Raw genomic sequence first — 22,584 nt, forward strand, 5'->3', positions numbered from 1 at the left:
CTTTAGAGGCGTTAATTGTTGTTTGGGGGAGCTGATGCATAGGATCAACGATGGGATGGGCTGCAGCGTTTGTGCTGTTTTCACTGCATTGTTAATGCTGTTCTCATTCAGTGTCTCTGCTGCCACAGTTACTTATGACTTTAGCTCTGGTAGCCATATCTCTCTTCGGGGCGATAATGGCTCGTTAACATCGACTAGTGGTTTAAGTTCATTTTTAGGATCTGGAATTAACGCAAATGACTTTTCTTATGAATATCAGTGGGCAAACAGTGGGGGCAACTATGCAAAAATGCTCTATCAGTTTGCAGTTAGCGAAAGTGCAACTGATTTAAGCAGAATAACAGCTACTTGGAGTGGTCGCGGGGCCAATTCTCGAAGTGGATATTCTGGGGCGGTCCTCTATATTCGTAATTTCTCTTCAGGGAACTTTGAATCCTTAGCATCGACTTCTTCTTCAGGTTTTACAACTCTGGCGGGTTCAGTTTCTTCCAATTTATCCGATTATGTAAGTAGTAACGAGATACATATTCTGTCGGTGAACAGGTGGCCCAGACAAAATGGAGGTCACTCAGCTCGACATGACACGAACTACATCAAAATTGATCTGGAAACTTTAGATGATACTCCCATCCCTGATCCTGAAATAGAATTTCGGATGGATGAACTTCAATGGCAAGGAAACGCCAATGAAGTGGTCGACAATACCGGGAATAATCATGACGGTCAGGCTCAGGGTGGGGCCACTACAGTCTCAGATGGTGCCGTTTGTCGTTCCGGAAGTTTTGATGGTGCTGATGATTTCGTAGAAGCCATTGATCTGTCAGCTCTGCGAGGAACAGCTAGTCTGAGTTTTTGGATTAAAACTAATCAGTTAGGTAGTTCAACGGATTATCTCGCGCCGGGTGTAACGGGTATAGAGATTAGTGGCAGTACAGACGATATTTTCTGGGGCTGGTTGGACCTTTCTGGGAATATCGGTATTAGTATTGGCGATGATAGTACTTCTAAATCCTCATCATCAATCAATGATGGTACTTGGCGTCATGTTGTTCTAACTAGAGATGCTAATACAGGCGCTTATCAGATCTTTATTGATGGGGCTTTAAATGCGACTGGCACGATTGCTTCAGGGATTATTTCAAATACCTTTAATAGTATCGGCCGTATTGAAGACAATGGTGGTAGCCCAGAGTATTTCTCTGGTCAGTTAGATGAGGTCTTAGTTTACGATCAGGTATTAACTCAGACACACGTTACTCAAATCTATACTAATCAGTTAGCAGGCAACAACTGGGATGGTTCAACTCGAACCTGTCCATCTTCTGGACCCTTAACACCTGTAGCTGAATTCAGATTTGATGAAACTAGCTGGGATGGAAGCCTTAATGAAGTTGCAGACTCTTCAGGGAGTTATCATGGTGAGGCATTTGGTGGTATCCAGCCGGTCTCGGGGAAAATATGTAATGCTGCTGATCTGACTGCAACAGAAACAACGGATTACGTAAGGGTTGATGGTGATCTTTTTGCCAATCAGGGCGATTTTACGATATCCACATGGGTGAATACCGCTAATACTAATAATCAATCTTTAATCTCTGGCGCCAATTCATCTTCCTTTAATGAGTTGATCTTTTGGTTCAATAGCAGCACAAATTTTGAACCACATTTAAACAATGTCAATAATGGCTCTGTTTCAGTTTCTAATTTTGCTACCAGTAGTTGGCGGCATTTGGTCTGGACCCGATCAGGCAATCAAAACTGTTTATACATTGATAAAGTCTTACAGGGTTGTGGGACTTTAGGAATTGATAATATCACCATAGCAAGCAACGGATTGATTTTAGGGCAAGAGCAAGATTCGCTTGGTGGTGGTTTTGTTGCCAGTCAGGCTTTCAATGGCTTGATGGACGAGGTACTTTTTTTTGATGAGGCGCTTTCCAGCTCAGACGTGGCAAGTATTTATGATCTTCAGGATGCAGGGAAAAATTTAGATGGCTCTGATCGAAGTTGCCCAATTGTAGAACTAGCTCCTGTGGCTGATTGGCGGTTTGATGAAGCAAGCTGGAGTGGTGTGGATGATATTTTAGATGCCAGTGGTAACGATTATCACGGTACGGCGTTTAATGCTTCACCAACCGATGATGCTCAGCTGTGTAATGCTGTTGACCTAAGTGCAAACAGTGCAACGGATTACCTTTCTATGCATAAAGGCACAATGGATGGATTGTTAGATTTTACGGTGATTGTTTGGGCTAAATCGACTTCTTCGGATGATTCCACTATTTTGTCTGTGGCCAGTGCTGATAGTAGTTTAGGTGCAAATGAGGCTGTGTTTTATTTTGATAATAATGACCAGTTTTGGCCAACTATCACTGCATCGCCATTCCAGACTAATACGAGGTTATCTGCTACTTCCACAATGCGCGATGGTGATTGGCATCAGCTTGCTTGGACACGTAAGGCATCTACAGCACAAAGCTGTTTCTTTATCGACGGTGCTAGTCAAGGCTGTGTAACTCATACGGATGGTGATGATAACAGCCCGATAGATGTGATGACTGGCGGTTTAATCATTGGCCAGGATCAGGATAGTTTGGGTGGCGGCTTTGATATAAGTCAGGACTGGGAAGGGCTGTTGGATGAATTTCTAATATTTGATAGCGTCTTAAGTCAGAGTAAAATCGCTGAAATTCGCACAAATATCATGAATTCCAATAACTGGGATGGTACTCCACGTAGCTGTGGAGCATCGATTGACCACTACTCGATTACCCATGACCAAAGTGGTGTCACCTGCTTAATCGAAAACATTACCATTTCAGCTCATGATAGCGCTCATAGTGCAGTAGACGCAGGTAGTGCTTCTATGACGATCTCTGCTACTTCAGGCAAAGGCAACTGGGTGGGTGCCGTGAGTGGGACATCGGCATTTGATAATGGTAGTTCTGATGATGGCGTCGCTACATTTACTTTCGCTTCGGGTGAGCAAACGGCTGTACTTCAGTTTGCCCATCCAATCTTAAGTGGTACAAGCGAAACTTTTGGTTTTAACGTAACGGATGGCTCCATTACTGAGAACAGTGGGAGTTGGATAGCAGCTGACGACCCTAATATTACCTTCACCCTCGCGGGTTTCCGTATTATTGATGGTGCTGGTGTAGAGACCATACCGACTCAGATTGCAGGTAAAGCATCGGATGCTGGTTTTGGTGCGGCTAGTCTTTATCTTCAGGCGGTTGAAGCAACGACTGCAGACCCGAGTGTGTGTCAGGCGGCCTTCCCAAATGGTACGACTTTATCGATTAATCTGGCAGCTCAATGTAACAACCCAACTTCGTGTGTTTCGGGGCGTACTTTTAACGTTAAAAGTGGCAGTAACCCCGAGGTAGACCTCAATTCAGGTACACCGGAAACATTCAAATCTGTTGATATGACATTCGATACTGAGTCTAAAGCACCGGTCCGTCTTAACTACAATGATGCAGGTGAAATGCAGTTACAGGCGAGTTATACCGTGCCAGATACTGGAGCGGTCATGACAGGTAATTCGAATCTATTTGTTGTCCGCCCGTTTGGGTTTGGTTTCCCTGGTATCTCAGCTGCAGGAGGTGCGAACCCGAGCGGAGATGAAACCGGGCCAGATAGCTCCTCTGGCTTTGCCGCTGCAGATGAGCCGTTTGATGTTGAAGTTAATGCTTACCTCTATGATGCTGCTGAGGATACCAATAATGATGGTATTCCCGATGCAATAGATACTGATGGCAATACGCTGCTGGAAACAAGCGGTACCGATAATATTGCGGATCTGACTGATAATGGTATTACGCCAAACTTTACCGGATCTGTAACTATATTTGCAGATACAACATTCTTTACGCCAAATACGGGGGCTGGGCAGTTAGGTAATTTCAGCGGTGGTACTGCAACTATCTCGCTCGGAACTTCAAATGGTTCTGCTGTAGGTCTGAAATATGATGAAGTTGGGAGTATCCAGCTTAAGGGGTCGATGAGTGATTATATTCAGTCGGGAGTGGATATAGGGAGTGAATACCGCAAGGTTGGCCGTTTCTATCCAGATCACTTCGTTCTAACTGAATCAGCTGTGCAGGAACAATGTACTCCGTTTACCTATATGCAACAGCCGTTCTCAGCCCTTGAATACAAGATTGAAGCACGTTCTGCTGATGGTGAGCTGACCGAAAACTATGACCTTGCGTTTTATAGCAATACTGCAGTATTGGAGTTAAGCGCGGAGGATAGCGACGATGGTAATGAATTAAGCTCGCGTCTCACGACGCCTATGTCGTTAAGTGGTTGGACTGAGGGTGTAATTGATAGAACGACAGTAAGCTCAACTGCTATTACTGATCTGACCTTCCAGCGCCAAGGTGGTTCTGCCGGGTTAGAAGATGGTCCCTATACCCAGCTGCAGTTAGGTGTGTCGATTACATCCGAACTGGATGGCCGTAATTTCACTACATCAGCAATGAATATCGATCCAGATCTCGCGGGTGATTGTACTGGAAGCTGTACCGGCGTAGCGCTGAGGAATGCTACGGAACTGCGCTATGGTCGCGTTATTCTGCAATCCGCTCATGGTCCAGAAACTGAGGATCTCCCCGTGCCATTTGAACTTCAGTATTGGGATGGTACTGCGTTTGTTCGTAATACCGATGATAGCTGTACTGCCATTCCATTAGCCAATATTAGTTACGATGGTAATCCAATCAGTAGTGTTGCTGCAGACCGGACGGTTACCGTTGGTGATGGTAGTACAGTAGGTAATTTAAATATCGACGCTACAAATGCTGATGCAGTATCGGGTGACTTTAGCCTGATCTTTACGGCTCCAGGTGCAGGCATAGGCGGCAATGATAATACCGGTTACTTCCCTGTGGGTCTGTCTTCGATCGATAATTGGTTAAGATACGATTGGGATCAGGACGATAATGCTAACGACAGCAGTGTGCCCGATGCGATTATTACATTCGGCCGTGCCCGCGGTAATGATCGAATGATCTTCTGGCAGGAGCGTTATCAATAGGTCTGAATTTCAGGCAATAAAAAAGCAGGCTAATGCCTGCTTTTTTTAATTCTGAATACCGGTCTTATGAACCAGTCAGAGCCTTATATTTTTCCATAAGCTCTGCTTCAGTTTCTTCGTGATCTGGATCTTTAGGGATACAGTCAACTGGGCAAACTTCAACACACTGAGGAGTATCGTAGTGGCCTACGCACTCAGTACATTTGGATGGTTCAATCTCATAAATTTCGTCACCCGGAGTGATGGCCTCGTTCGGACATTCCGGCTCACATACGTCACAGTTGATACATTCGTCAGTAATGATCAATGCCATGATGACTACCTCACTGTCATAAAAGTAAATTTACAGGCGCTGGTGCTCAATCAGGGCCTTGGACACCGACGGATGAACAAATTTGCTTACATCACCGCCCAAGCTGGAGATCTCTCTGATCAGCGTGGAGGAGACGAAAGATAAATGTTCCGCTGGTGTTAAAAATATACTTTCTACGTTCGGTGCTAGATGTCGGTTCATCGCTGCGAGTTGAAACTCGTACTCAAAATCCGAAACTGCGCGCAATCCACGTAGAATAATATTTGCGTTCTGTTGCTCTAGTAATTCTGCTAGTAGACAATCAAAGCCGACAATTTCAACATTGTCGAGGTGCGCAGTTACCTCGGCTACCAAAGCTACTCGAGTTTCTAATTCCAGCAGCGGTCGCTTCTTAGGGCTTTCGGCGATAGCAACAACAACTTTATCGAAAAGTTTAGATGCACGCTCAATTAGATCCGAATGACCATTGGTGATTGGATCGAATGTTCCTGGGTATACGGCTGTATTCATATCTGGTTCACAGCAGTTGATGTCTAATTAGTGCCTATCTTGTGTAGGCCTAATAAAATAGCAGTTTAGCAAGTGCGGCATATTATCTGAATTGCACGGGCGGTACAAATACTATAATGGAATGGTTTGATTTATATCGGTTATAAGAAATTTGTTTTTTATTACCAATAACTATATGGGTTTTAAGGGTATTACGAAGATGTCTTGGTTGCGTATTTTTGCTGTATTCGCGTTTGTTCTTGGACTAGCGGGTTGTCAGACCTTACAAAAGGTGGATCGGGGGCTTTATCAAGTCGCTGAATCTGTTAGTGAAAAAGATAGGGTTACAGGGCAGCGCAGCTTAAGTATGGCCAATCGCTCGGCTCAGATTCAGCAGGGTAACGCCTATGTTGAGAAAATTATTGCGAATGAGAATAAGCACAAAAGACCCGTAAATGCGGCAGTAAGCCGTAGTCAGTACTTGCGCTTAGTTCGTATTTTTGACCGTATTCATCAGATCTCTCATCTGAAAAATGAGCGTTGGGAACCAATTCTGATCAAACGCGACTCTTTTAATGCGTTTACGACAGGGGGTACTTACATAGTTGTGCACTCTAAGTTGATGACAGATCTTAAAGACGATGCTGAACTGGCTGCGGTTGTTGCCCATGAGATCGCACATACTGTGGCGAACCACGTGTATGAGCGCCAGACACATGCTCAGATCAGTGCATTAGCGGGTTCGAATTCCGCGCGTCGTAGTGGTTACAAAGCTGCTTTTACTCATGAAAGTGAGCGTGAGGCTGATCGTATCGGCATCTTGTACACCGCATTAGCCGGGTATGATCCCCTCGCCGCTAGCCGTATTTGGCAGAGAAAATATGCTGCGGAGGGTAATGCTCGATCCCTGTTCCATCATGATCACCCTGTAAACGCCGAACGCTATAAAGAGGCTTATAAAGTCGGTAAGGCTGTAATGCCTTATTACCGCAAAGGCCAGATTAACCCTCGCTCAGCTCAGTTGTTGGATAATAATGTGCTGTGGCGCAAAAATAGCAATGAGGTAGCTGCAGGTGACGGTGGTGGTGTCGCTGCGCTTTTATCTACGGCGTTAGGGGCTTATGTGCAGCATCAGGAAGCGAAAGTAGAGGAGCGTCGTCAGCAGGATCAAGCGCGTTTTGTAAAAGCGGTACAGAACGGTTTAAAGCTAGAGTCATCCCGTAAAGCTGGTAATCATGTCCTAGAAACTCGCTGGCGTTATGCAGTGAAAGGGCCGGTTCTAAAAGATATGGTGATGGGAATGTACCTAAAACGTAATGGCAAGATCGAGCGTTATGTTGATCACGTTAAAGGTTATATCAAACCGGGACAGGTATTTGCTGCCCGCTTTGAATTCCCGAAAGATCTACATGTGAATGATCTGAAAGAATATGAAGCGAGCTTCTATCTAGACGACGTCCAGCCAGCTTATTAACTCACTGGCTAGCTATTACGCATATACAAACGGTAGGTCACTTGGCCTGCCGTTTTTTGTCTATGCTCATGCCAGTGGCTAGGTACCTGTGGGTTATGTAGTTCTGACTCGCTTTCAACGTAAATAAGAGCGTTTTCTGATAATAGGTTGTGCGCTTCCAGTAATTCGCAGCACGGCGCGATAAGATCCTGGCGGAAAGGCGGATCTAGGAACACAAGGTCGTAGCGCTGCTCGCAATCAGTTTTTCGGCTTTGTAGCCACTCAAGCACATTGGCTTGAACGACTTCGGCATTCTGACACTTTAAAAACTGGATATTGTCTTTCAGCTTTCTAGATGTGGTTGGGTTCAGATCGATAAACGTCATACTCGCGGCACCGCGAGATAGGGCTTCCAGCCCAAGGGCGCCACTACCACTAAATAGGTCTAAGCATTGCGCGCCCGGCACTGAGGATTGAATCCAATTAAATAAGGTTTCTCTCACTCTGTCCGGTGTAGGGCGTAAACCATCGACGGCAAAAAACTCTATCTTTCGGCCACGCCATTCGCCACCGATAATACGTAGCTGCGAACGGGGGATATCTGTCTTATTCGCCTGTTTGCGAGGAGGGTTACGACGGCCCATGGTCTTTCCTTTAAAGCGAGGGAGATTGAAGGATACTGATTTGTTTATCTGCCTGTAAGGCTTTGCGAGCGAGTTCGATCACTTGATCGGCATCTTGATCTAAAACCTGCTCCGTATAGGTCTCTAATGTGTCTTCCGGCAAACGGTAGAACGCAATCAGATTAAGTGCCTGAACTTGGTTAGCGATATCGCGCATATTGTCATGCCATTGAGAAGCTAGGTTCTGCTGGCTTTTTTCGACTAGATCTTCGGTAATCATCTGGCTTAACTGGGGCAATACTGGACCTGGATTTTGCACGCCATCAATAATCAGCGCGCGGTAACCGGTATCACTTAGAGCGGCCCAAAGCATACGGAAGTTCAGATTGTACTGTGTCTGTTGTTGGCTCAGCAGGTCTTGAAGTACTTGTGCACTTAACCTCTCTTGTACAAAATCTTTTGAGTCGCGAGCAGGAATGAGCGTACCAACCAGTAAGCGAAAACGTTGATCCGTACTTTCACCTTGCTGGATGAATTGAGGACTGGCAGTAATCAGCGCTGCGCTTTGATCGCTTTGCTGTTGCGGAAGGCTCTCTTCAACTGCTGAAACGAGATCTTCAGCCCCTTCACCGCTCAATGCAAAGCGTGGATTTTCGAACATGACATTAAAGCTGCGACTTAGGTTACCCAAAACCGTCATACGATTGCTTGGCTGTAAGCGCTCATAAAAGTGATTAATGATCTGCTGTTCGCTGTTTTGACCATCTAGATATTGGCGCGCCTGAATAGTTTTCAGTTGATCCTGCCAGCGGGCGCTCTCGACCGGTTGACTTAGCGCACTCCAGATCGATTTCAGGTTAGGTAATTCTTGCGTTGATGACCAGCGAAGCGTAACTTCGATGCGGTCTTGGCGTGGCAGTACATGATAGCTATAAGTCGGGTTAGCCAGTGCATTTAAGCGCTGTTGTAAAATCTGACTTTGAAGCTGCTGCAGTTGGCGCTGAGTCGAGTTAAAAGCTGGGCGTGTAGGTAGCAGTAAAACCAGCGTAATAGGCTGGTCATCTAACTCCATCCAGCTGAGGCTTCTTGCCTCATTTGACTCGATGTCATGGTATTTGACTGCCCCAGGTCCCATAGATGAAAGGATCATAATGGCGATCAAACTGAACCATACGAGGCCGATCAAATATTTACGATTAAACAGGGGACGGTATTCATTTGTCATAAGGGTAGTCTCTGTACCAAATCACTGTGATAAGATACCAGACTTTGTGGGTGGACTGCTGGATTTTATTGGCCATTATCACCCAAATAATATGCCGTATGAGAACGGAAAATCATGCTGAGTTTACAAAAATGGTTTGTTACCGAAGGCTGGAATACTGATTACATAGCTTACGCAGGTGTTGTGATCACCGCATTAGTGCTTGCGGGAATCTATCGCTATTTGAGTAGCGACGACTCAGCTGAATAAATTAAGTGCAGAATTATATCAACCAGTGGCCGAATCATGTGGCGGCTGTATGAGGAAGTTAAATGTTTAAGAAATTAAAATCCATGTTCGGTGGTAAGCCTGCAGAAGAAGAAAATCTGCAGACTCAGGAACAGGATGTTGAGAAGGTTGAAGTCGAGGCCGCAGTGCCTGCGCCTGAACAGCCTGTTGCTGCTGAACCTGCCGTGGCCCCTCAAGAATCAGAGCCTGTAACTGTTAAAGAAGAAGTTCAGGAAGAGGCTCCGGTTGAGCAGCCTCTTGCAGAAGCAGCCGTTGAAACTGCTGAAGTTGTTGAGCCTGCACAAGAATTACAACCAGTGGAAGAAACACCGCAAACTGTTGTGGAAGCGGAGCCAGAAACGCCAACAGCTGAGCCCGTAGTTGAAGTGGCTGACGAACCTCAGGTAGAGCCGGAAGTGGAAGCACCAGTTCCAGCGCCTGTAGAAAAACCTGTTGAAGAGAAACAAGAGAAAAAAGGTTTCTTCTCACGTATTAAATCGGGTTTGAGTAAGACCAAGGCGAACCTAACGGAGCAGCTGGGTAACCTTTTCCTTGGTGCGAAAGAGATCGATGATGATCTGTTAGAAGAGATCGAAACCCTTCTATTGATGGCTGATGTCGGTGTTGAGGCAACATCTGATATTATCCAGCGTCTAACCGATAAGGTAGAACGTAAACAGCTAGGCGATGCTCAAGCATTACAAGTGGCGCTTAAAGAGGAACTTGCGAGCCTGCTGCATCGTTCTGAAGAGCCGCTAAAAGTAGAATGTAACAACAAGCCATACGTTATCTTGATGGTAGGGGTAAACGGCGTCGGTAAAACAACTACGATTGGTAAGTTGGCGAAACGTTTCCAGAGCGAAGGTAAGTCAGTGATGCTAGCTGCAGGTGATACGTTCCGTGCGGCGGCTGTTGAGCAATTGCAAGTATGGGGTGAGCGCAACGATGTTCCTGTTGTGGCACAGCACACCGGTGCAGACTCTGCATCTGTTATTTACGATGCGGTGCAATCTGCTCAGGCTAAAGGCGTTGATGTATTGATCGCCGATACTGCTGGTCGTCTGCAGAATAAAGACAACCTCATGCAAGAGCTGGAAAAAGTTGTCCGTGTAACGCAGAAGTTATCACCAGAAGCGCCGCATGAAGTGATGTTGGTCCTTGATGCCGGTACGGGTCAGAATGCATTGAGCCAAGCAAAGATCTTTAAAGACAGTGTTGGCGTGACAGGCATCTCCCTAACTAAACTGGATGGCACTGCCAAAGGCGGCGTGATCTTCGCTATCGCTAAACAGATGGATCTGCCGATCCGCTTTATTGGTGTTGGCGAGCAGATTGATGATCTTCGTCCATTCAAATCTCAGGAATTTGTAGACGCGCTATTTGATTAAGTCGTGAAAGGAATTCCGCATGATTCAGTTTGAGAATGTCAGCAAACGTTACCCTGAAGGGCACGATGCGCTTAGAGACGTAAACTTCACGCTACAACGTGGTGAGATGGCGTTTCTAACCGGTCATTCGGGCGCAGGTAAAAGTACGTTACTCAAACTGATCATGTTGATGGAGCGCCCTACTCGAGGTTGCGTTTCCATAGCACAACAGGATTTAGCGCAGTTTAGTCGCGAAGATATTCCCTACCACCGCCGTCGTATCGGTGTAGTATTCCAGAATCATCAGCTTCTCTTTGATCGCACTGTATTTGAAAATGTCGCGTTGCCGTTACATATCTCCGGTTACGATGAGGAAGATACAGGGCGACGTGTAAGAGCTGCCTTGGATAAGGTTGGCTTGCTGCATAAAGAGAAGTTTAATCCGATTGCTTTGTCTACCGGTGAGCAGCAGCGTATTGGTATTGCCCGTGCGATCGTACACAAACCGCAATTGCTGCTGGCCGATGAGCCGACCGGTAACCTAGACCCGACGCTATCTGCTGAGATCATGAGTCTGTTTATGGAGTTTAACCGCCATGGCACGACCGTTTTGATCGCCAGTCACGATTTGTCTTTGATCTCGCGTATGGGCCATCGCACCTTGATTTTGGATCAGGGGAGGTTGCTACGCGATGGCTAATCGAGAACCGAAAAGACGCGGTGCCGTTCGACAAGAACGACCCTTAGAAACTGCAGCTCCGGCACCTGCTCAATCCAAAGGTGCTGCTCGTCATAAGATCGACTTTGTTGCTCAGGCAAAAAGCTGGTTACGTCACAATAAAAAGACGGCGCAAGATTCACTGAAGCGCTTAAAAGCGACGCCTTTACCGAGCTTAATGACGTTAGCGGTATTGGCGATTGCCTTAGCGTTGCCGGGTGTCATGTTCGTTGGTTTGAAGAATATCAATCATCTGAGCGGCCAGTGGCAGGGTGACCCGCGCATCTCTATCTATCTGAAAACTTCGGTTGCTGATGAAGCTGCCGAACGCTTTAGTCAAAACATGCTGCTGCGATCAGATCTAGCCGCTGTCGAATTGGTGACTAAAGAGCAGGGCTTACTGGAGTTTCAGCGGATGTCGGAGTTTGCTGAAATCTTAAGCTTTCTTGATAGCAATCCACTGCCTGCGGTTGTTGTGGTTCAGCCCATAGACAATCAGAAACAAGCGTTAATAAAGCTGCAACAGACTTTATCGGAAATGCCTGAAGTCGATGATGTAGTGTTGGATATGATTTGGGTTGAGCGTTTAGCCTCGTTTGTTGAACTCGCTAACCGTGTTGTCCTGGTTCTAGGTGCGCTGTTGGCGTTGTCTGTCTTGCTGGTGGTGGGTAACACGATCCGTCTGTCGATAGAAAACCGCAAAGATGAGATTCAGGTCGCAAAATTAGTCGGTGCGACCGATTCTTGGGTGAAGCGCCCCTTTATCTATACCGGTTTCTGGTTTGGTCTTTTAGGCGCTGCCTTGGCTTGGTTGTTTGTGATGATCAGCCTACTACTTCTGAATGAGCCTGTTGGGCAGCTAGCGGCACTATATCAAAGCGATTTTGAGCTTCAGGGCTTAGGTTTTTCAGATAGCCTTATTCTGTTGTTGTCTGGAATTTTGCTTGGTTTAGTTGGTGCAAAACTCGCGGTAAGTCGTCACCTTCGCGACATTGAGCCGCAATAACCTGTCATTTAAACGTCATATTTGCGTTTTATCTTATTCCTCGTTATATTTTTCGGTCCCGCTTTTTAGGAAGCGGGATTTTGTTGGAACTTTTGTACTATAAACAAGTCATATCTGCGGTGTTTAAAGCAGAATGATACGAGGTCATTAATGGGCACAAGCTTACAAGTTGTTGAAAACCTTTCTCCTGGTCAGAACCTGGATGCGTACGTACAGACTGTTACGGCGATTCCTGTGCTGAGCGTTGAAGAGGAACGTTCTCTGGCTGAGCGCCTACACTTTGATGGTGACGTAGAAGCTGCACGTCAGATGGTTATGTCTCACCTTCGTTTTGTTGTACATGTTGCTAAAACGTATTCTGGTTACGGTCTGCCTCTAGGCGATCTAATTCAGGAAGGTAACGTTGGCCTGATGAAGGCTGTTAAACGCTTTGACCCAACTATGGGTGTACGTCTGGTTTCTTTCGCCGTGCACTGGGTAAAAGCTGAGATGCATGAATTTATTCTGCGTAACTGGCGTATTGTGAAAGTTGCAACGACCAAAGCGCAGCGCAAGTTGTTTTTCAATCTGCGTTCGAAAAAGAAAGGCCTTGGTTGGATGACCAACGATGAGGTTGATCTAATCGCAGAAGATCTAGGCGTAGAAGCTAAGACAGTACGTCAGATGGAAGGTCGTATGGCCTCTGTTGATACTGCATTTGATGCGCCGGAAGGTGCAGATGACGAGCAAGCTGCTTGGGCACCTGCTCACTACCTAGAAGATAAAAGCGCAGATCCATCGCTACAGGTGGAAGATGCTAACTGGGAACAGGATGCACAGCGTCGTTTAATGTCGGCTATGTCTGAGTTGGACGAGCGTAGTAAAGATATCTTGGCGCGTCGTTGGTTAACGGATGATAAAGCTACTTTGCACGAGCTAGCAGCAGAGTACGAAGTATCCGCTGAGCGTATTCGTCAGTTAGAAAAGAATGCGATGAAGAAGATTCGAGTCTCCATGGAAGCGTAATTCGTTTTCTGGAGTAAAAAAGCCGCTTTTAAGCGGTTTTTTTATGCCAGCAGTATTCGGCAAGGCCGTAGCAAATTCGGTATAATCCGAACTCGTTTTAACAGAGTTCATCATGAATACATATCCACTGCTTTTTATTGCGTCCATTTTCGGCTTTTTAGCTGTGGCTATCGGCGCATTTGGTGCACATGCAGTTAAAGGTTCGATCGAGCCTTCCCTTTATGTTGTGTATCAGACCGGTGTGGAATATCACCTTTATCACGCGCTGGCGTTGCTGGTTTTGGCATTCGCGCCAGAACGTTTAGACCTGAAAGTGATTAAGCGCGCGGCGGTTGGATTTGTGATTGGAATTCTGTTGTTTTCAGGCAGCTTGTACTTAATGGCGTTAACTGGGATGCGGTCATTAGGTATGGTTACACCGCTAGGTGGAGTTGCGTTCCTTTGCGGGTGGGCGTTGCTGGGGTATGCAGCGCTGACTTCAGGTAGGAGATAGATCAATGCAGGTTCAGGTAAATGGTGAGATGCTGCAGTTGCAGGATGGTATCACCCTGACAAGTTTGGTTGAGCAGTTAGAGTTAGGCGAAAAGCGAATCGCGATTGAGCTTAATCTTGAAATTATTCCGCGCAGCCAGCATGCTGAGACGGTTTTAAAAGAATCAGACCGTGTTGAAATTGTTCATGCCATTGGTGGCGGTTAATTTTAGCATTTGATGCAGTACAGCCAGAGTAAATAATAACGAGCATTTGGAATTACACCATGTCCCTAGAAAATGATCCGCTAGTAATCGCAGGCCAATCTTTTAACTCTCGTCTGCTAATCGGAACAGGTAAATATAAAGATCTGGAAGAGACCCGTTTGGCGATTGAAGCAAGTGGTGCTGAAATCGTTACCGTGGCTGTACGTCGTACTAATATTGGTCAGAATCCAGATGAGCCAAATCTGTTGGATGTGATCTCTCCAGAGAAATACACAATCCTTCCGAACACGGCGGGCTGCTTTAACGCTGATGATGCGATCCGTACTTGTAAGTTGGCGCGTGAGCTGATGGATGGTCATGATCTGGTTAAGCTAGAAGTATTGGGCGACCAGAAAACTCTATATCCAAATGTTGTTGAAACAATCAAAGCCGCAGATGTGTTGGTACGTGATGGTTTCAAAGTAATGGTTTACACCAGTGATGACCCAATCGTAGCGAAAGAGCTAGAAGATCTAGGCTGTGTATCTATCATGCCACTAGGTTCTATGATCGGTTCTGGTTTGGGCATTCTTAACCCACATAACATCAATGTTATTATGGAAGATTGCAAAGTACCTGTATTGGTTGATGCCGGTGTAGGTACTGCGTCAGAAGCCGCGGTAGCGATGGAAATGGGTTGTGAAGCGGTATTGATGAACTCGGCTATTGCCGGTGCTCAAAACCCTATTTTAATGGCTTCAGCTATGCGTAAAGCGGTTGAAGCTGGACGTGAAGCATTCTTGGCGGGCCGTATGCCACGTAAGAAATACGCAAGTGCTTCTTCGCCAATGGAAGGAACCATTGTTGGTAAATAATCGCCGCTAATTAACGGTGGTTTGGCTACACTTTCCGATACAGCCTGACGTCCCAATGTCAGGCTGTTTTGTTTTACTTAGTTAGGTCAGATGATGACAGAAGAAAATAACATCGAGCAGCAAAACCCTGAGCAGGCTTCTGAAGAGAGGCACATGCGTACTGTAAAAAGCTTTGTCTTACGTGCTGGGCGTATGACCGAAGGTCAGCAGAAAGCGATGGAAGATGTATGGCCGCAAATGGGGCTGGAGCTGAAACAGGGGATGTTAGATCTAGCTGAGGTATTTAATCGCGATGCCCCGGTTGTACTTGAGATCGGTTTTGGCATGGGCGACTCACTGGTTGAGATGGCAAAAGATCAGCCAGAGAAAAACTACATTGGTATCGAAGTACATCGCCCAGGTGTAGGCCGTATCTTAAGCAATGCAGAGCGTGAAGGCTTAAGCAATATTCGCGTATTCTGTGATGATGCAATCGAAGTATTGGCGCAGTGTATTCCTGATGGCAGTCTTGATTGCATCCAGTTGTTCTTCCCTGATCCATGGCACAAAAAGCGTCATCATAAGCGCCGTATTGTACAGCCGGAATTTGCTCAGACGTTACGTAAGAAATTGAAAGTCGGTGGTGTATTCCATATGGCGACCGACTGGGAAAACTATGCTGAGCACATGATGGAAGTTATGAGCGCTGCAGAGGGCTATCAGAACGTTGCCGGTGCAGGTGAATATTCGCCGCAGCCGAAGTGGCGACCAGTCACTAAGTTTCAAAAGCGTGGCGAACGTTTAGGTCATGGTGTTTGGGATCTTATGTTTGAAAAGCTTAGCTGATTAGACTGAATTTGTTAGCTTCCCGGGGAGGATGTTCTTTCCTCCCTGTTTTATCCTCTCTATTTTATCTGTCTTAAAAGCCGATCTTTACCGGGGCCAACCTTAGGTTCTGCTGCGAGTTTTTTCTGTTTATTTGACTCGGGTCAATTTCACAGAACCTTATTATTCGTGTGGTTTTATTGTTCGAATTTTATTCAGTAATATTGCTCTTCTGACATAAAGCAGAGTTAGTAAGTTCGTAATGACCAGTATGCCATACCCCCAGAAACACCTTTTGGTGCGTCAAGTCGCGCAGCAACAGTTAGTCGTGTGTTCTGAAGATACCAAGGTCTCCACGGCCGTGGGGTTAATGGCTAAACATGGTATAGGCTGTGTTATTGTTTGCGAAGGAAACCGGCCGGTTGGCATTATCACCCGCAGAGATATTATGCGGATCACGGTGTCAGGGAAGGACTTGGAGCAGAACGATGTGTCTACCTGCATGTCTTCACCTGTCAGCACGGTTGTAACGACCACAACTATTGATGAAGCGGGTTTGCGTTTTATTGCAGAAGGCTTCCGTCATTTAGTTGTTGTCGATGAAAGCAATCAGCTTTTCGGAATCCTTTCCGAGACGGATGTGGTTAACAGTCAGGGTGTGGAACATGATCTGTTTCTACGCTCAGTTTCTGAGATTATCAGTAAAGATGCGTTGATCATCCCTGAACATGAAACAGTTCGTTTAGCCGTCGAACGTTTAGAAACCACAGGGCATAGTGCTGCATTGATCTGCAATGGTCAGGATATAGTTGGCATCCTGACTGAAAACGATCTGATGGTGAGTATGGCTGATGGTGACTTGGACCTCCCACTGAAAGATTTTGCTTCCGCTAATTTGGTCTCTGTTGAAGCGGATTTAAGCCTTTACAATGCACGCAAAGTATTTCGCCAGCACAGTTTTCATCACCTCGGTGTTAAGCGCCATGATGGTGAGATTATTGGTTTGATCTCCTATAGCGATATTCTGCGCAATGTTGAGATGGATTATGTCTATCGTTTAAAAGAATTATTGAATGAGCGTGACCAGGCGTTAGCGTTATCTCAGCACAACCTTAAGCTGGCGGATAAAGTTATGAGCGCTTCGATGGAAGCGATCGTAGTCACTGATCTGGAAGCTAAAATCCAGCGGGTAAACCCTGCCTTCACTGACATTACAGGATATGAAGATTGGGAAGTATTGGGTAAAAATACCAACATTTTAAGTTCTGGTCGCCATGATAAGAAGTTCTATCAGGATATGTGGGCTTCATTGCAGAACAAAGGGCAATGGCAAGGTGAAATCTGGAATAAACGTAAAAATGGTACCGTTTATCCCGAATGGCTGACCATTACTGCAGTGGAAAATGATGCAGGAGAGATTTGTCAGTATGCTTCCATTTTCTCTGATCTAACAGAAATTAAGAGATCGGAAGCTCGTATTAAGCGTTTAGCTTATTTTGATGAATTAACTCGCCTTCCAAACCGCAAGATGTTTAATGACAGGCTTAACTTATCCCTTGGATATGCTCAAGAGCACAACCATCAAGTCGCGTTAGCCTTTTTAGATTTAGATTTTTTTCAAAGGGTAAATGATCGCTTTGGCCTTGAAGCGGGTGATCAGGTATTGCGTGAAGTCGGCCGTAGAATCGAGTCTATTTTAGAGGAGGGCGATACGGTTGCCCGCTTTGGGGGTGATTCTTTTAATATGATCCTCACTGATGTTGATGATAATACAGCGGTCAGCGAGTTTTTAAATCGTCTTCTATCTACGATCAATCAACCCATATTAGTGTCTGGTACGGAGATCAATCTGACTGTCAGCGTCGGGGTGAGTTTCTTCCCTACAGATGCAACAAAGCCTGAAGATCTGTTTCAGTGTGCCGAAGTTGCCGTTAAACAGGCGAAAGATTTTGGTCGCAATAGCTATCGATTCTTCTCCTCTGAACAGCACCAGTTGGTGAAATCACGTTATCGCATGGCAAATGATCTGCACCGAGCTATCGAAGCAGAACAGTTTGAACTGTATTACCAGCCCAAGGTAACAGCATCAGATCGCCAACTCGTTGGCGTCGAAGCATTAATTCGCTGGAATCACCCTGAACAAGGCTTTATTCCCCCTGATGAATTTATTCCACTTGCTGAGGATTTAGGCGTTATCGATCAAATCGGCTATTTCGTTTTGAGAGAGGCGGTTCGTCAGTGTTCTAGCTGGTGGAAGCTGGGGTATGAAGTTCCTGTCGCAATCAATGTGTCTGCTAAGCAGATGCAGCGCCGAGATATAGCAGAAGAAATTTTAGAGGTTCTGGAAGAGTTCCAGTTGCCATCTAGATTGTTGTCGGTAGAGCTTACGGAAACCAGTTTCTTGCATTGCCTAGAAGAGACTCGCGTAGCAATCAATATATTGAGAACAGCAGGCGTCCGTATTGCCATTGATGACTTTGGTACCGGTTATTCCAGTCTTAGCTATATCCGTAATATGTCTCTGGATGTGCTGAAAATAGACCGTAGTTTCTTGGTTAATATTGAGGACTCAGAAGTCGATTTAAGCATAGTGGCATCTATTATCGATATGAGCCAGGCCATAGGGCTTGAAGTGGTTGCCGAAGGGATAGAAACGGAGACCCAGTTTGGTCTATTGCGAGAGCTCAATTGTGACCAGATTCAGGGTTACTTAATCTCAAGGCCGATGCCCGCTGATACATTTGTCGATTGGTATCGAAGCCAAGCTTAATAATTCATTTTTTAGAATGAAAAGCCCCCGGGGCTGAATGGCGGTAGCCCCGGGGTAAAGATCTTCGAATTTTGCCCATGAATCAAAAAACGAAGTAAGTGGAAAGGTACTTGCTAAAGCTGGTCTTAACCGGCTGTAGCGATTAGGCTGGCATTGCCGCCAGCGGCTGTCGTATCAATGCACAGATGGCGTTCCATGACGAAACGTTCTGGTTGATCTAGTTCTGTGATCAGTGGCAGCAGCGCGCCTTCACGAGCGGCGAGCGCCTGACGAATCGTTTTTAGGGTTTCAGTGCTGGCACTGCAGCAGATCGCAGCGAATCCATCAGTGTCAGTCATGGCATCCGCCGATAACTGCCCCACCATACCTTGCACAGGCAGTTCAGCCTCAGCACACTGTTTCAGTAGATCAGCGATGCCTTGAGCAATAATGACTACCGCATTACCCTGCATCAGCGCGGTTGCAGCTTGATTCTTAGCACTTTCTGCATCGGGACCTAGGCAAAGGACAACGCCGCGCCCAGTTTCGGATAGAAGGTTTAACTCGCCTGTTGGCCCTGGCATTTCTGTAGCTTCAGAGCTATGGCCTTGCAGTTTAAATACCTGTTCAGCAAAGACGTTAGCGAGTTGTTCCTCAGAAACCTTTGTATCAGTAGACGCTGTTTGATCCAGTTGTTGGATCATCTTGTTCAGCGTTTCAGAGTTAATAGTCTGGCCTGCTGGCGCTTCTGTGCTATTGCTAATATTTGAGCGAGTGAAACGTTTAACGTAGTGTGGACCACCTGCCTTAGGGCCAGTACCGGATAGGCCTTCACCGCCGAATGGTTGTGAGCCGACAATCGCACCAATCTGGTTACGGTTAACGTAGATGTTGCCTACCTTAACTTTGTTGATAATGCGCTCAACACGGTTATCCACGCGGGTGTGTAGGCCAAAGGTTAGACCGTAGCCTTTACTGTTAATCGATTCGACTACCTGATCTAGATCTTTTGCTGCAAACGTTGCGACATGTAGAACAGGACCAAAGATCTCTTCATCAATCTCCTCAATACCGTTCACTTTCAGTACTGCTGGCGCGACAAAAGTACCGTCTGTTGGAGCAGGGAGTTTCTTAAGCATCTGGCCTTTTGCGGCAAATTTTGCACAGTGTTCATCAATCTTAGCTTTAGCGTTACTATCGATAACCGGGCCAACATCGGTGCTTAGAAGCCAAGGGTTACCAAGGCGTAGTTCATCCATAGCGCCAAACAACATCTCTAGTAGGTTATCAGCAATATCTTCTTGTACATAAAGTACCCGTAGAGCAGAGCAGCGCTGACCTGCACTCTGGAACGATGACATCAGAACATCGCGTACCACCTGTTCTGGCAGGGCTGTAGAATCAACGATCATTGCGTTCATACCACCGGTTTCAGCTATTAGAGGAGCCTCCGGAGCCATGTTTTTCGCCATCACCTTATTGATGCGCTGTGCAGTTAATGTTGAGCCTGTAAAGCACACTGCAGCGATGCGTGGATCAGAGGTCAGTGGCGCGCCGACATTGGTACCTGAGCCCGGTAATAGTTGGATAACATCTTCTGGAATACCGGCTTCATGCATCAGGGCAACAGCGCGGGCAGCCATTAATGGTGTTTGGTCAGCAGGCTTAGCGATGACGCTATTACCTGATGCGATGCCTGCTAAAACCTGACCAGCAAAAATAGCTAAAGGGAAGTTCCACGGGGATATACAGGTGATCACACCACGTGCTTCACTGCTCGCGTGTTTCTCGGCTTCATTTGCATAGTAACGGGCAAAGTCGACCGCTTCACGAATCTCGCCTACAGCATCAAGAAGTGTTTTACCTGCTTCACGGCTCGCCAGCGCAAACAGCTCAGGCGCATTGGCTTCTAATAGATCAGCGACACGGCGAAGGCAAGCGGCGCGTTCGCTAGCGTCAGTTTTTGACCAACGCTGGAAACCCAGCTCGGCAGAGGCAATCGCACTTTCAATATCTTCAGCATTAGCTTCAGTTACCAGGCCTACAAGATCTTCTGGGTTGGCAGGGTTACGAATTTCAGCCGTTTCAGAGCTGCTCGCATCGCCTGCAATCATCGGCTTTGCGTGCCATTGCGTGTTCTGGAAGGCCTCACGAGCCGGTTCTAGCTGCTCTAAGGTCACATGGTCAGTGATATCCCAGCCTTTGGCATTTAGACGCTTTTCACCAAAAATCATGGCAGGTTTGGCAATCATGTTGTTGCTGATGGCGTTATGGCTTTCCAGCACTTGGGTAAATGGATCGGTCGCGATCTCTTCAGGTGTAATGCGCTTATCGACAATCTGGTTTACAAAGGAACTGTTTGCGCCGTTCTCTAGCAAACGACGAACAAGGTAAGCCAGCAGATCGCGGTGTGCACCTACAGGCGCATAGATACGGCAGCGAGTATTGTTCGATTTCAACACTGTATCGTGCAGTGATTCACCCATGCCGTGTAGACGCTGAAACTCAAAGTTATCCACATCGTGTTTTTTCGCCATGAACAGAATCGCAGCCGCTGAATGGGCGTTATGCGTAGCGAACTGTGGATAGATGCGATCTGTCATCTGCATCAACTTTTCTGCACAACACATGTAAGACAGGTCGGAATTTACTTTACGGGTAAAGACTGGGAAGCCATCAAGGCCTAGCACTTGTGCTCTTTTGATCTCCGCATCCCAGTAAGCGCCTTTTACTAAGCGCACCATGATACGGCGATCTAGACGTTCAGCGGTTGCATACAGCCAGTCCAGAACATGCGCGGCACGTGGACCAAAAGCTTGTACCACAATACCGAAGCCATCCCAGTCTGCTAGGCGCTCATCTGCCAGAACCGCTTCGATCACATCAAGTGAAAGGTCGAGACGATCGGCTTCTTCGGCATCAATATTGAAGCCCATATTGGCATCTTTCGCCTGCAGAGCTAGTGTCAGTGTACGCTCTACTAATTCCTGCATAACACGGGCTTTTTGGCCAACTTCATAGCGGGCATGCAGAGCAGATAGTTTTACAGATATGCCTGGGTTTAGACGGATATCTTTGCTTTCGCAAGCAGATGTCAGTTCACTGATCGCTTGCGAGTAAGCTTGGTGGTAACGGATTGCATCGGCATCAGTTCGGGCTGCTTCGCCAAGCATATCGTAGGAGTAGCTATAGCCTTGTTTCTCAAGCTTTGTTGCGCGCTTAGTGGCTTCGTTGATGTCGCGACCAAGTACAAACTGGCGGCCTAGCTCTTTCATCGCTTGGGCAACGGCGGTACGTACAACCGGTTCACCAAGGCGTTTAATCATGCCTTTGACTGTGGAGCCGATGCTCTTCTTTTCATCTTCTTTAAGTAGCTTACCCGTGATGAGTAGCGCCCAAGTTGAGCTGTTTACTAATGAAGATGCCGATTGGCCTAAGTGGCCTTTCCAGTTACCGGATACCACTTTATCTTCAATTAAAGCATCGATAGTCAGGCTGTCTGGCACACGAAGTAGTGCTTCTGCCAAACACATCAGCGCGACACCTTCTTTGGTGGTCAGGCCGTATTCGGCAAGGAATTTTTCCATCATGGAAGGGGAGCTTTCAGATCGAACTTTGCGTACCAGATCTGCAGCATTGGCTGAAATAGCGCCGCGCTCTGTTTCGCTTAAACCTGAGTTATTAATCAAACCGTTGATAACGGCTGCTTCATCTGCCAGATAGTTATTACGAATAGCTGTACGGCATTGTTCGATTGTGATGCTCATAATCTTCCACCTCTTAAATCTATCGGGCTATTTTACAAGCGCTCAAATAGTCGATTTATCTATAAAAGTAGTTATGGAGGTTTGTTTCTCTTTATTTAGTTCTATTTGTGGATAATTTGGTGTGTTTTTGTTTGTTTTGTGAGCTTTTGTTCTTTTTTATGATGGGTATAAAAAAGCCCCAACTGCAAAGCAGTTAGGGCTT

General features: G+C 46.4%; 17 protein-coding genes. 12 read left to right on the forward strand and 5 right to left on the reverse strand.

Features of this window, described 5'->3' with window-relative positions; all coding sequences use genetic code 11:
- Nucleotides 1-34: 34 nt before the first annotated feature.
- On the forward strand, nt 35-5,044 hold the full coding sequence (locus ACMXYX_RS00870; RefSeq protein ID WP_415906381.1) for a DUF6701 domain-containing protein: 5,010 nt from the start codon (nt 35-37) through the stop codon (nt 5,042-5,044).
- Nucleotides 5,045-5,108: 64 nt separating this feature from the next.
- Here ACMXYX_RS00870 and ACMXYX_RS00875 read toward each other — a convergent pair whose 3' ends face one another.
- A complete protein-coding gene (locus ACMXYX_RS00875) occupies nt 5,109-5,357 on the reverse strand; it encodes a YfhL family 4Fe-4S dicluster ferredoxin (protein WP_415886549.1) in 249 nt (82 codons plus the stop codon).
- 30 nt (nt 5,358-5,387) lie between these two features.
- The gene (coaD, locus tag ACMXYX_RS00880; protein ID WP_415886550.1) at nt 5,388-5,867 is read right to left on the reverse strand and encodes a pantetheine-phosphate adenylyltransferase; all 480 of its coding nucleotides are present in this window, start codon (nt 5,865-5,867) and stop codon (nt 5,388-5,390) included.
- 199 nt (nt 5,868-6,066) lie between these two features.
- On the opposite strand from coaD, the gene ACMXYX_RS00885 reads away from it, so the two are divergent.
- Entirely contained in the window at nt 6,067-7,320 is a 1,254-nt protein-coding gene (locus tag ACMXYX_RS00885) for a M48 family metallopeptidase (RefSeq protein WP_415883117.1), read from the forward strand.
- Nucleotides 7,321-7,328: 8 nt separating this feature from the next.
- On the opposite strand, the gene rsmD is transcribed toward ACMXYX_RS00885, so the two are convergent.
- Nucleotides 7,329-7,943 carry a 16S rRNA (guanine(966)-N(2))-methyltransferase RsmD gene (gene rsmD, locus ACMXYX_RS00890; RefSeq protein ID WP_415883118.1) on the reverse strand — a complete coding sequence of 205 codons (615 nt, stop codon included), beginning with the start codon at nt 7,941-7,943 and terminating at the stop codon, nt 7,329-7,331.
- Between the two features lie 10 nt (nt 7,944-7,953).
- The gene (locus ACMXYX_RS00895; protein ID WP_415906382.1) at nt 7,954-9,147 is read right to left on the reverse strand and encodes a hypothetical protein; all 1,194 of its coding nucleotides are present in this window, start codon (nt 9,145-9,147) and stop codon (nt 7,954-7,956) included.
- 114 nt (nt 9,148-9,261) lie between these two features.
- On the opposite strand from ACMXYX_RS00895, the gene ACMXYX_RS00900 reads away from it, so the two are divergent.
- From ACMXYX_RS00900 to ACMXYX_RS00945, 10 genes are all read left to right on the forward strand, one after another.
- On the forward strand, nt 9,262-9,396 hold the full coding sequence (locus ACMXYX_RS00900) for a hypothetical protein (RefSeq protein WP_415883120.1): 135 nt from the start codon (nt 9,262-9,264) through the stop codon (nt 9,394-9,396).
- 62 nt (nt 9,397-9,458) lie between these two features.
- On the forward strand, nt 9,459-10,802 hold the full coding sequence (gene ftsY / locus ACMXYX_RS00905; protein ID WP_415906383.1) for a signal recognition particle-docking protein FtsY: 1,344 nt from the start codon (nt 9,459-9,461) through the stop codon (nt 10,800-10,802).
- 19 nt (nt 10,803-10,821) lie between these two features.
- Entirely contained in the window at nt 10,822-11,481 is a 660-nt protein-coding gene (gene ftsE, locus ACMXYX_RS00910) for a cell division ATP-binding protein FtsE (protein ID WP_415883122.1), read from the forward strand.
- Nucleotides 11,474-12,505, forward strand: coding sequence for a permease-like cell division protein FtsX (gene ftsX, locus ACMXYX_RS00915; RefSeq protein ID WP_415883123.1), 1,032 nt, complete (start codon nt 11,474-11,476; stop codon nt 12,503-12,505). Before ftsE ends, ftsX begins: the two co-directional genes overlap by 8 nt.
- Nucleotides 12,506-12,655: 150 nt before the next feature.
- The gene (gene rpoH, locus ACMXYX_RS00920) at nt 12,656-13,510 is read left to right on the forward strand and encodes an RNA polymerase sigma factor RpoH (RefSeq protein ID WP_415883124.1); all 855 of its coding nucleotides are present in this window, start codon (nt 12,656-12,658) and stop codon (nt 13,508-13,510) included.
- Nucleotides 13,511-13,622: 112 nt separating this feature from the next.
- Nucleotides 13,623-14,003, forward strand: coding sequence for a DUF423 domain-containing protein (locus ACMXYX_RS00925; RefSeq protein ID WP_415883125.1), 381 nt, complete (start codon nt 13,623-13,625; stop codon nt 14,001-14,003).
- A gap of 4 nt (nt 14,004-14,007) precedes the next feature.
- Nucleotides 14,008-14,208, forward strand: coding sequence for a sulfur carrier protein ThiS (gene thiS / locus ACMXYX_RS00930; RefSeq protein ID WP_415883126.1), 201 nt, complete (start codon nt 14,008-14,010; stop codon nt 14,206-14,208).
- Nucleotides 14,209-14,267: 59 nt separating this feature from the next.
- Nucleotides 14,268-15,062, forward strand: coding sequence for a thiazole synthase (locus ACMXYX_RS00935; RefSeq protein ID WP_415883127.1), 795 nt, complete (start codon nt 14,268-14,270; stop codon nt 15,060-15,062).
- A 93-nt stretch (nt 15,063-15,155) separates the two neighbouring features.
- Nucleotides 15,156-15,887 (forward strand): tRNA (guanosine(46)-N7)-methyltransferase TrmB, encoded by a 732-nt coding sequence (gene trmB, locus ACMXYX_RS00940; protein ID WP_415883128.1) that lies wholly within the window; start codon nt 15,156-15,158, stop codon nt 15,885-15,887.
- A 241-nt stretch (nt 15,888-16,128) separates the two neighbouring features.
- Entirely contained in the window at nt 16,129-18,636 is a 2,508-nt protein-coding gene (locus ACMXYX_RS00945; RefSeq protein ID WP_415906384.1) for an EAL domain-containing protein, read from the forward strand.
- 125 nt (nt 18,637-18,761) lie between these two features.
- On the opposite strand, the gene putA is transcribed toward ACMXYX_RS00945, so the two are convergent.
- Nucleotides 18,762-22,382: a bifunctional proline dehydrogenase/L-glutamate gamma-semialdehyde dehydrogenase PutA gene (gene putA, locus ACMXYX_RS00950; RefSeq protein ID WP_415906385.1), complete on the reverse strand. Its 3,621-nt coding sequence runs from the start codon at nt 22,380-22,382 to the stop codon at nt 18,762-18,764.
- Nucleotides 22,383-22,584: the final 202 nt, after the last annotated feature.

This window comes from Neptuniibacter sp. QD72_48, from assembly GCF_047778065.1.
Taxonomy (GTDB): Bacteria; Pseudomonadota; Gammaproteobacteria; order Pseudomonadales; family Balneatricaceae; genus Neptuniibacter.

Coding starts and splice junctions, on each gene's coding strand:
- ACMXYX_RS00870 (WP_415906381.1), top strand. CDS start 35: ATGCATAGGATCAACGATGGGATGGGCTGCAGCGTTTGTGCTGTTTTC.
- ACMXYX_RS00875 (WP_415886549.1), bottom strand. CDS start 5,357: ATGGCATTGATCATTACTGACGAATGTATCAACTGTGACGTATGTGAG.
- coaD (WP_415886550.1), bottom strand. CDS start 5,867: ATGAATACAGCCGTATACCCAGGAACATTCGATCCAATCACCAATGGT.
- ACMXYX_RS00885 (WP_415883117.1), top strand. CDS start 6,067: ATGTCTTGGTTGCGTATTTTTGCTGTATTCGCGTTTGTTCTTGGACTA.
- rsmD (WP_415883118.1), bottom strand. CDS start 7,943: ATGGGCCGTCGTAACCCTCCTCGCAAACAGGCGAATAAGACAGATATC.
- ACMXYX_RS00895 (WP_415906382.1), bottom strand. CDS start 9,147: ATGACAAATGAATACCGTCCCCTGTTTAATCGTAAATATTTGATCGGC.
- ACMXYX_RS00900 (WP_415883120.1), top strand. CDS start 9,262: ATGCTGAGTTTACAAAAATGGTTTGTTACCGAAGGCTGGAATACTGAT.
- ftsY (WP_415906383.1), top strand. CDS start 9,459: ATGTTTAAGAAATTAAAATCCATGTTCGGTGGTAAGCCTGCAGAAGAA.
- ftsE (WP_415883122.1), top strand. CDS start 10,822: ATGATTCAGTTTGAGAATGTCAGCAAACGTTACCCTGAAGGGCACGAT.
- ftsX (WP_415883123.1), top strand. CDS start 11,474: ATGGCTAATCGAGAACCGAAAAGACGCGGTGCCGTTCGACAAGAACGA.
- rpoH (WP_415883124.1), top strand. CDS start 12,656: ATGGGCACAAGCTTACAAGTTGTTGAAAACCTTTCTCCTGGTCAGAAC.
- ACMXYX_RS00925 (WP_415883125.1), top strand. CDS start 13,623: ATGAATACATATCCACTGCTTTTTATTGCGTCCATTTTCGGCTTTTTA.
- thiS (WP_415883126.1), top strand. CDS start 14,008: ATGCAGGTTCAGGTAAATGGTGAGATGCTGCAGTTGCAGGATGGTATC.
- ACMXYX_RS00935 (WP_415883127.1), top strand. CDS start 14,268: ATGTCCCTAGAAAATGATCCGCTAGTAATCGCAGGCCAATCTTTTAAC.
- trmB (WP_415883128.1), top strand. CDS start 15,156: ATGACAGAAGAAAATAACATCGAGCAGCAAAACCCTGAGCAGGCTTCT.
- ACMXYX_RS00945 (WP_415906384.1), top strand. CDS start 16,129: ATGACCAGTATGCCATACCCCCAGAAACACCTTTTGGTGCGTCAAGTC.
- putA (WP_415906385.1), bottom strand. CDS start 22,382: ATGAGCATCACAATCGAACAATGCCGTACAGCTATTCGTAATAACTAT.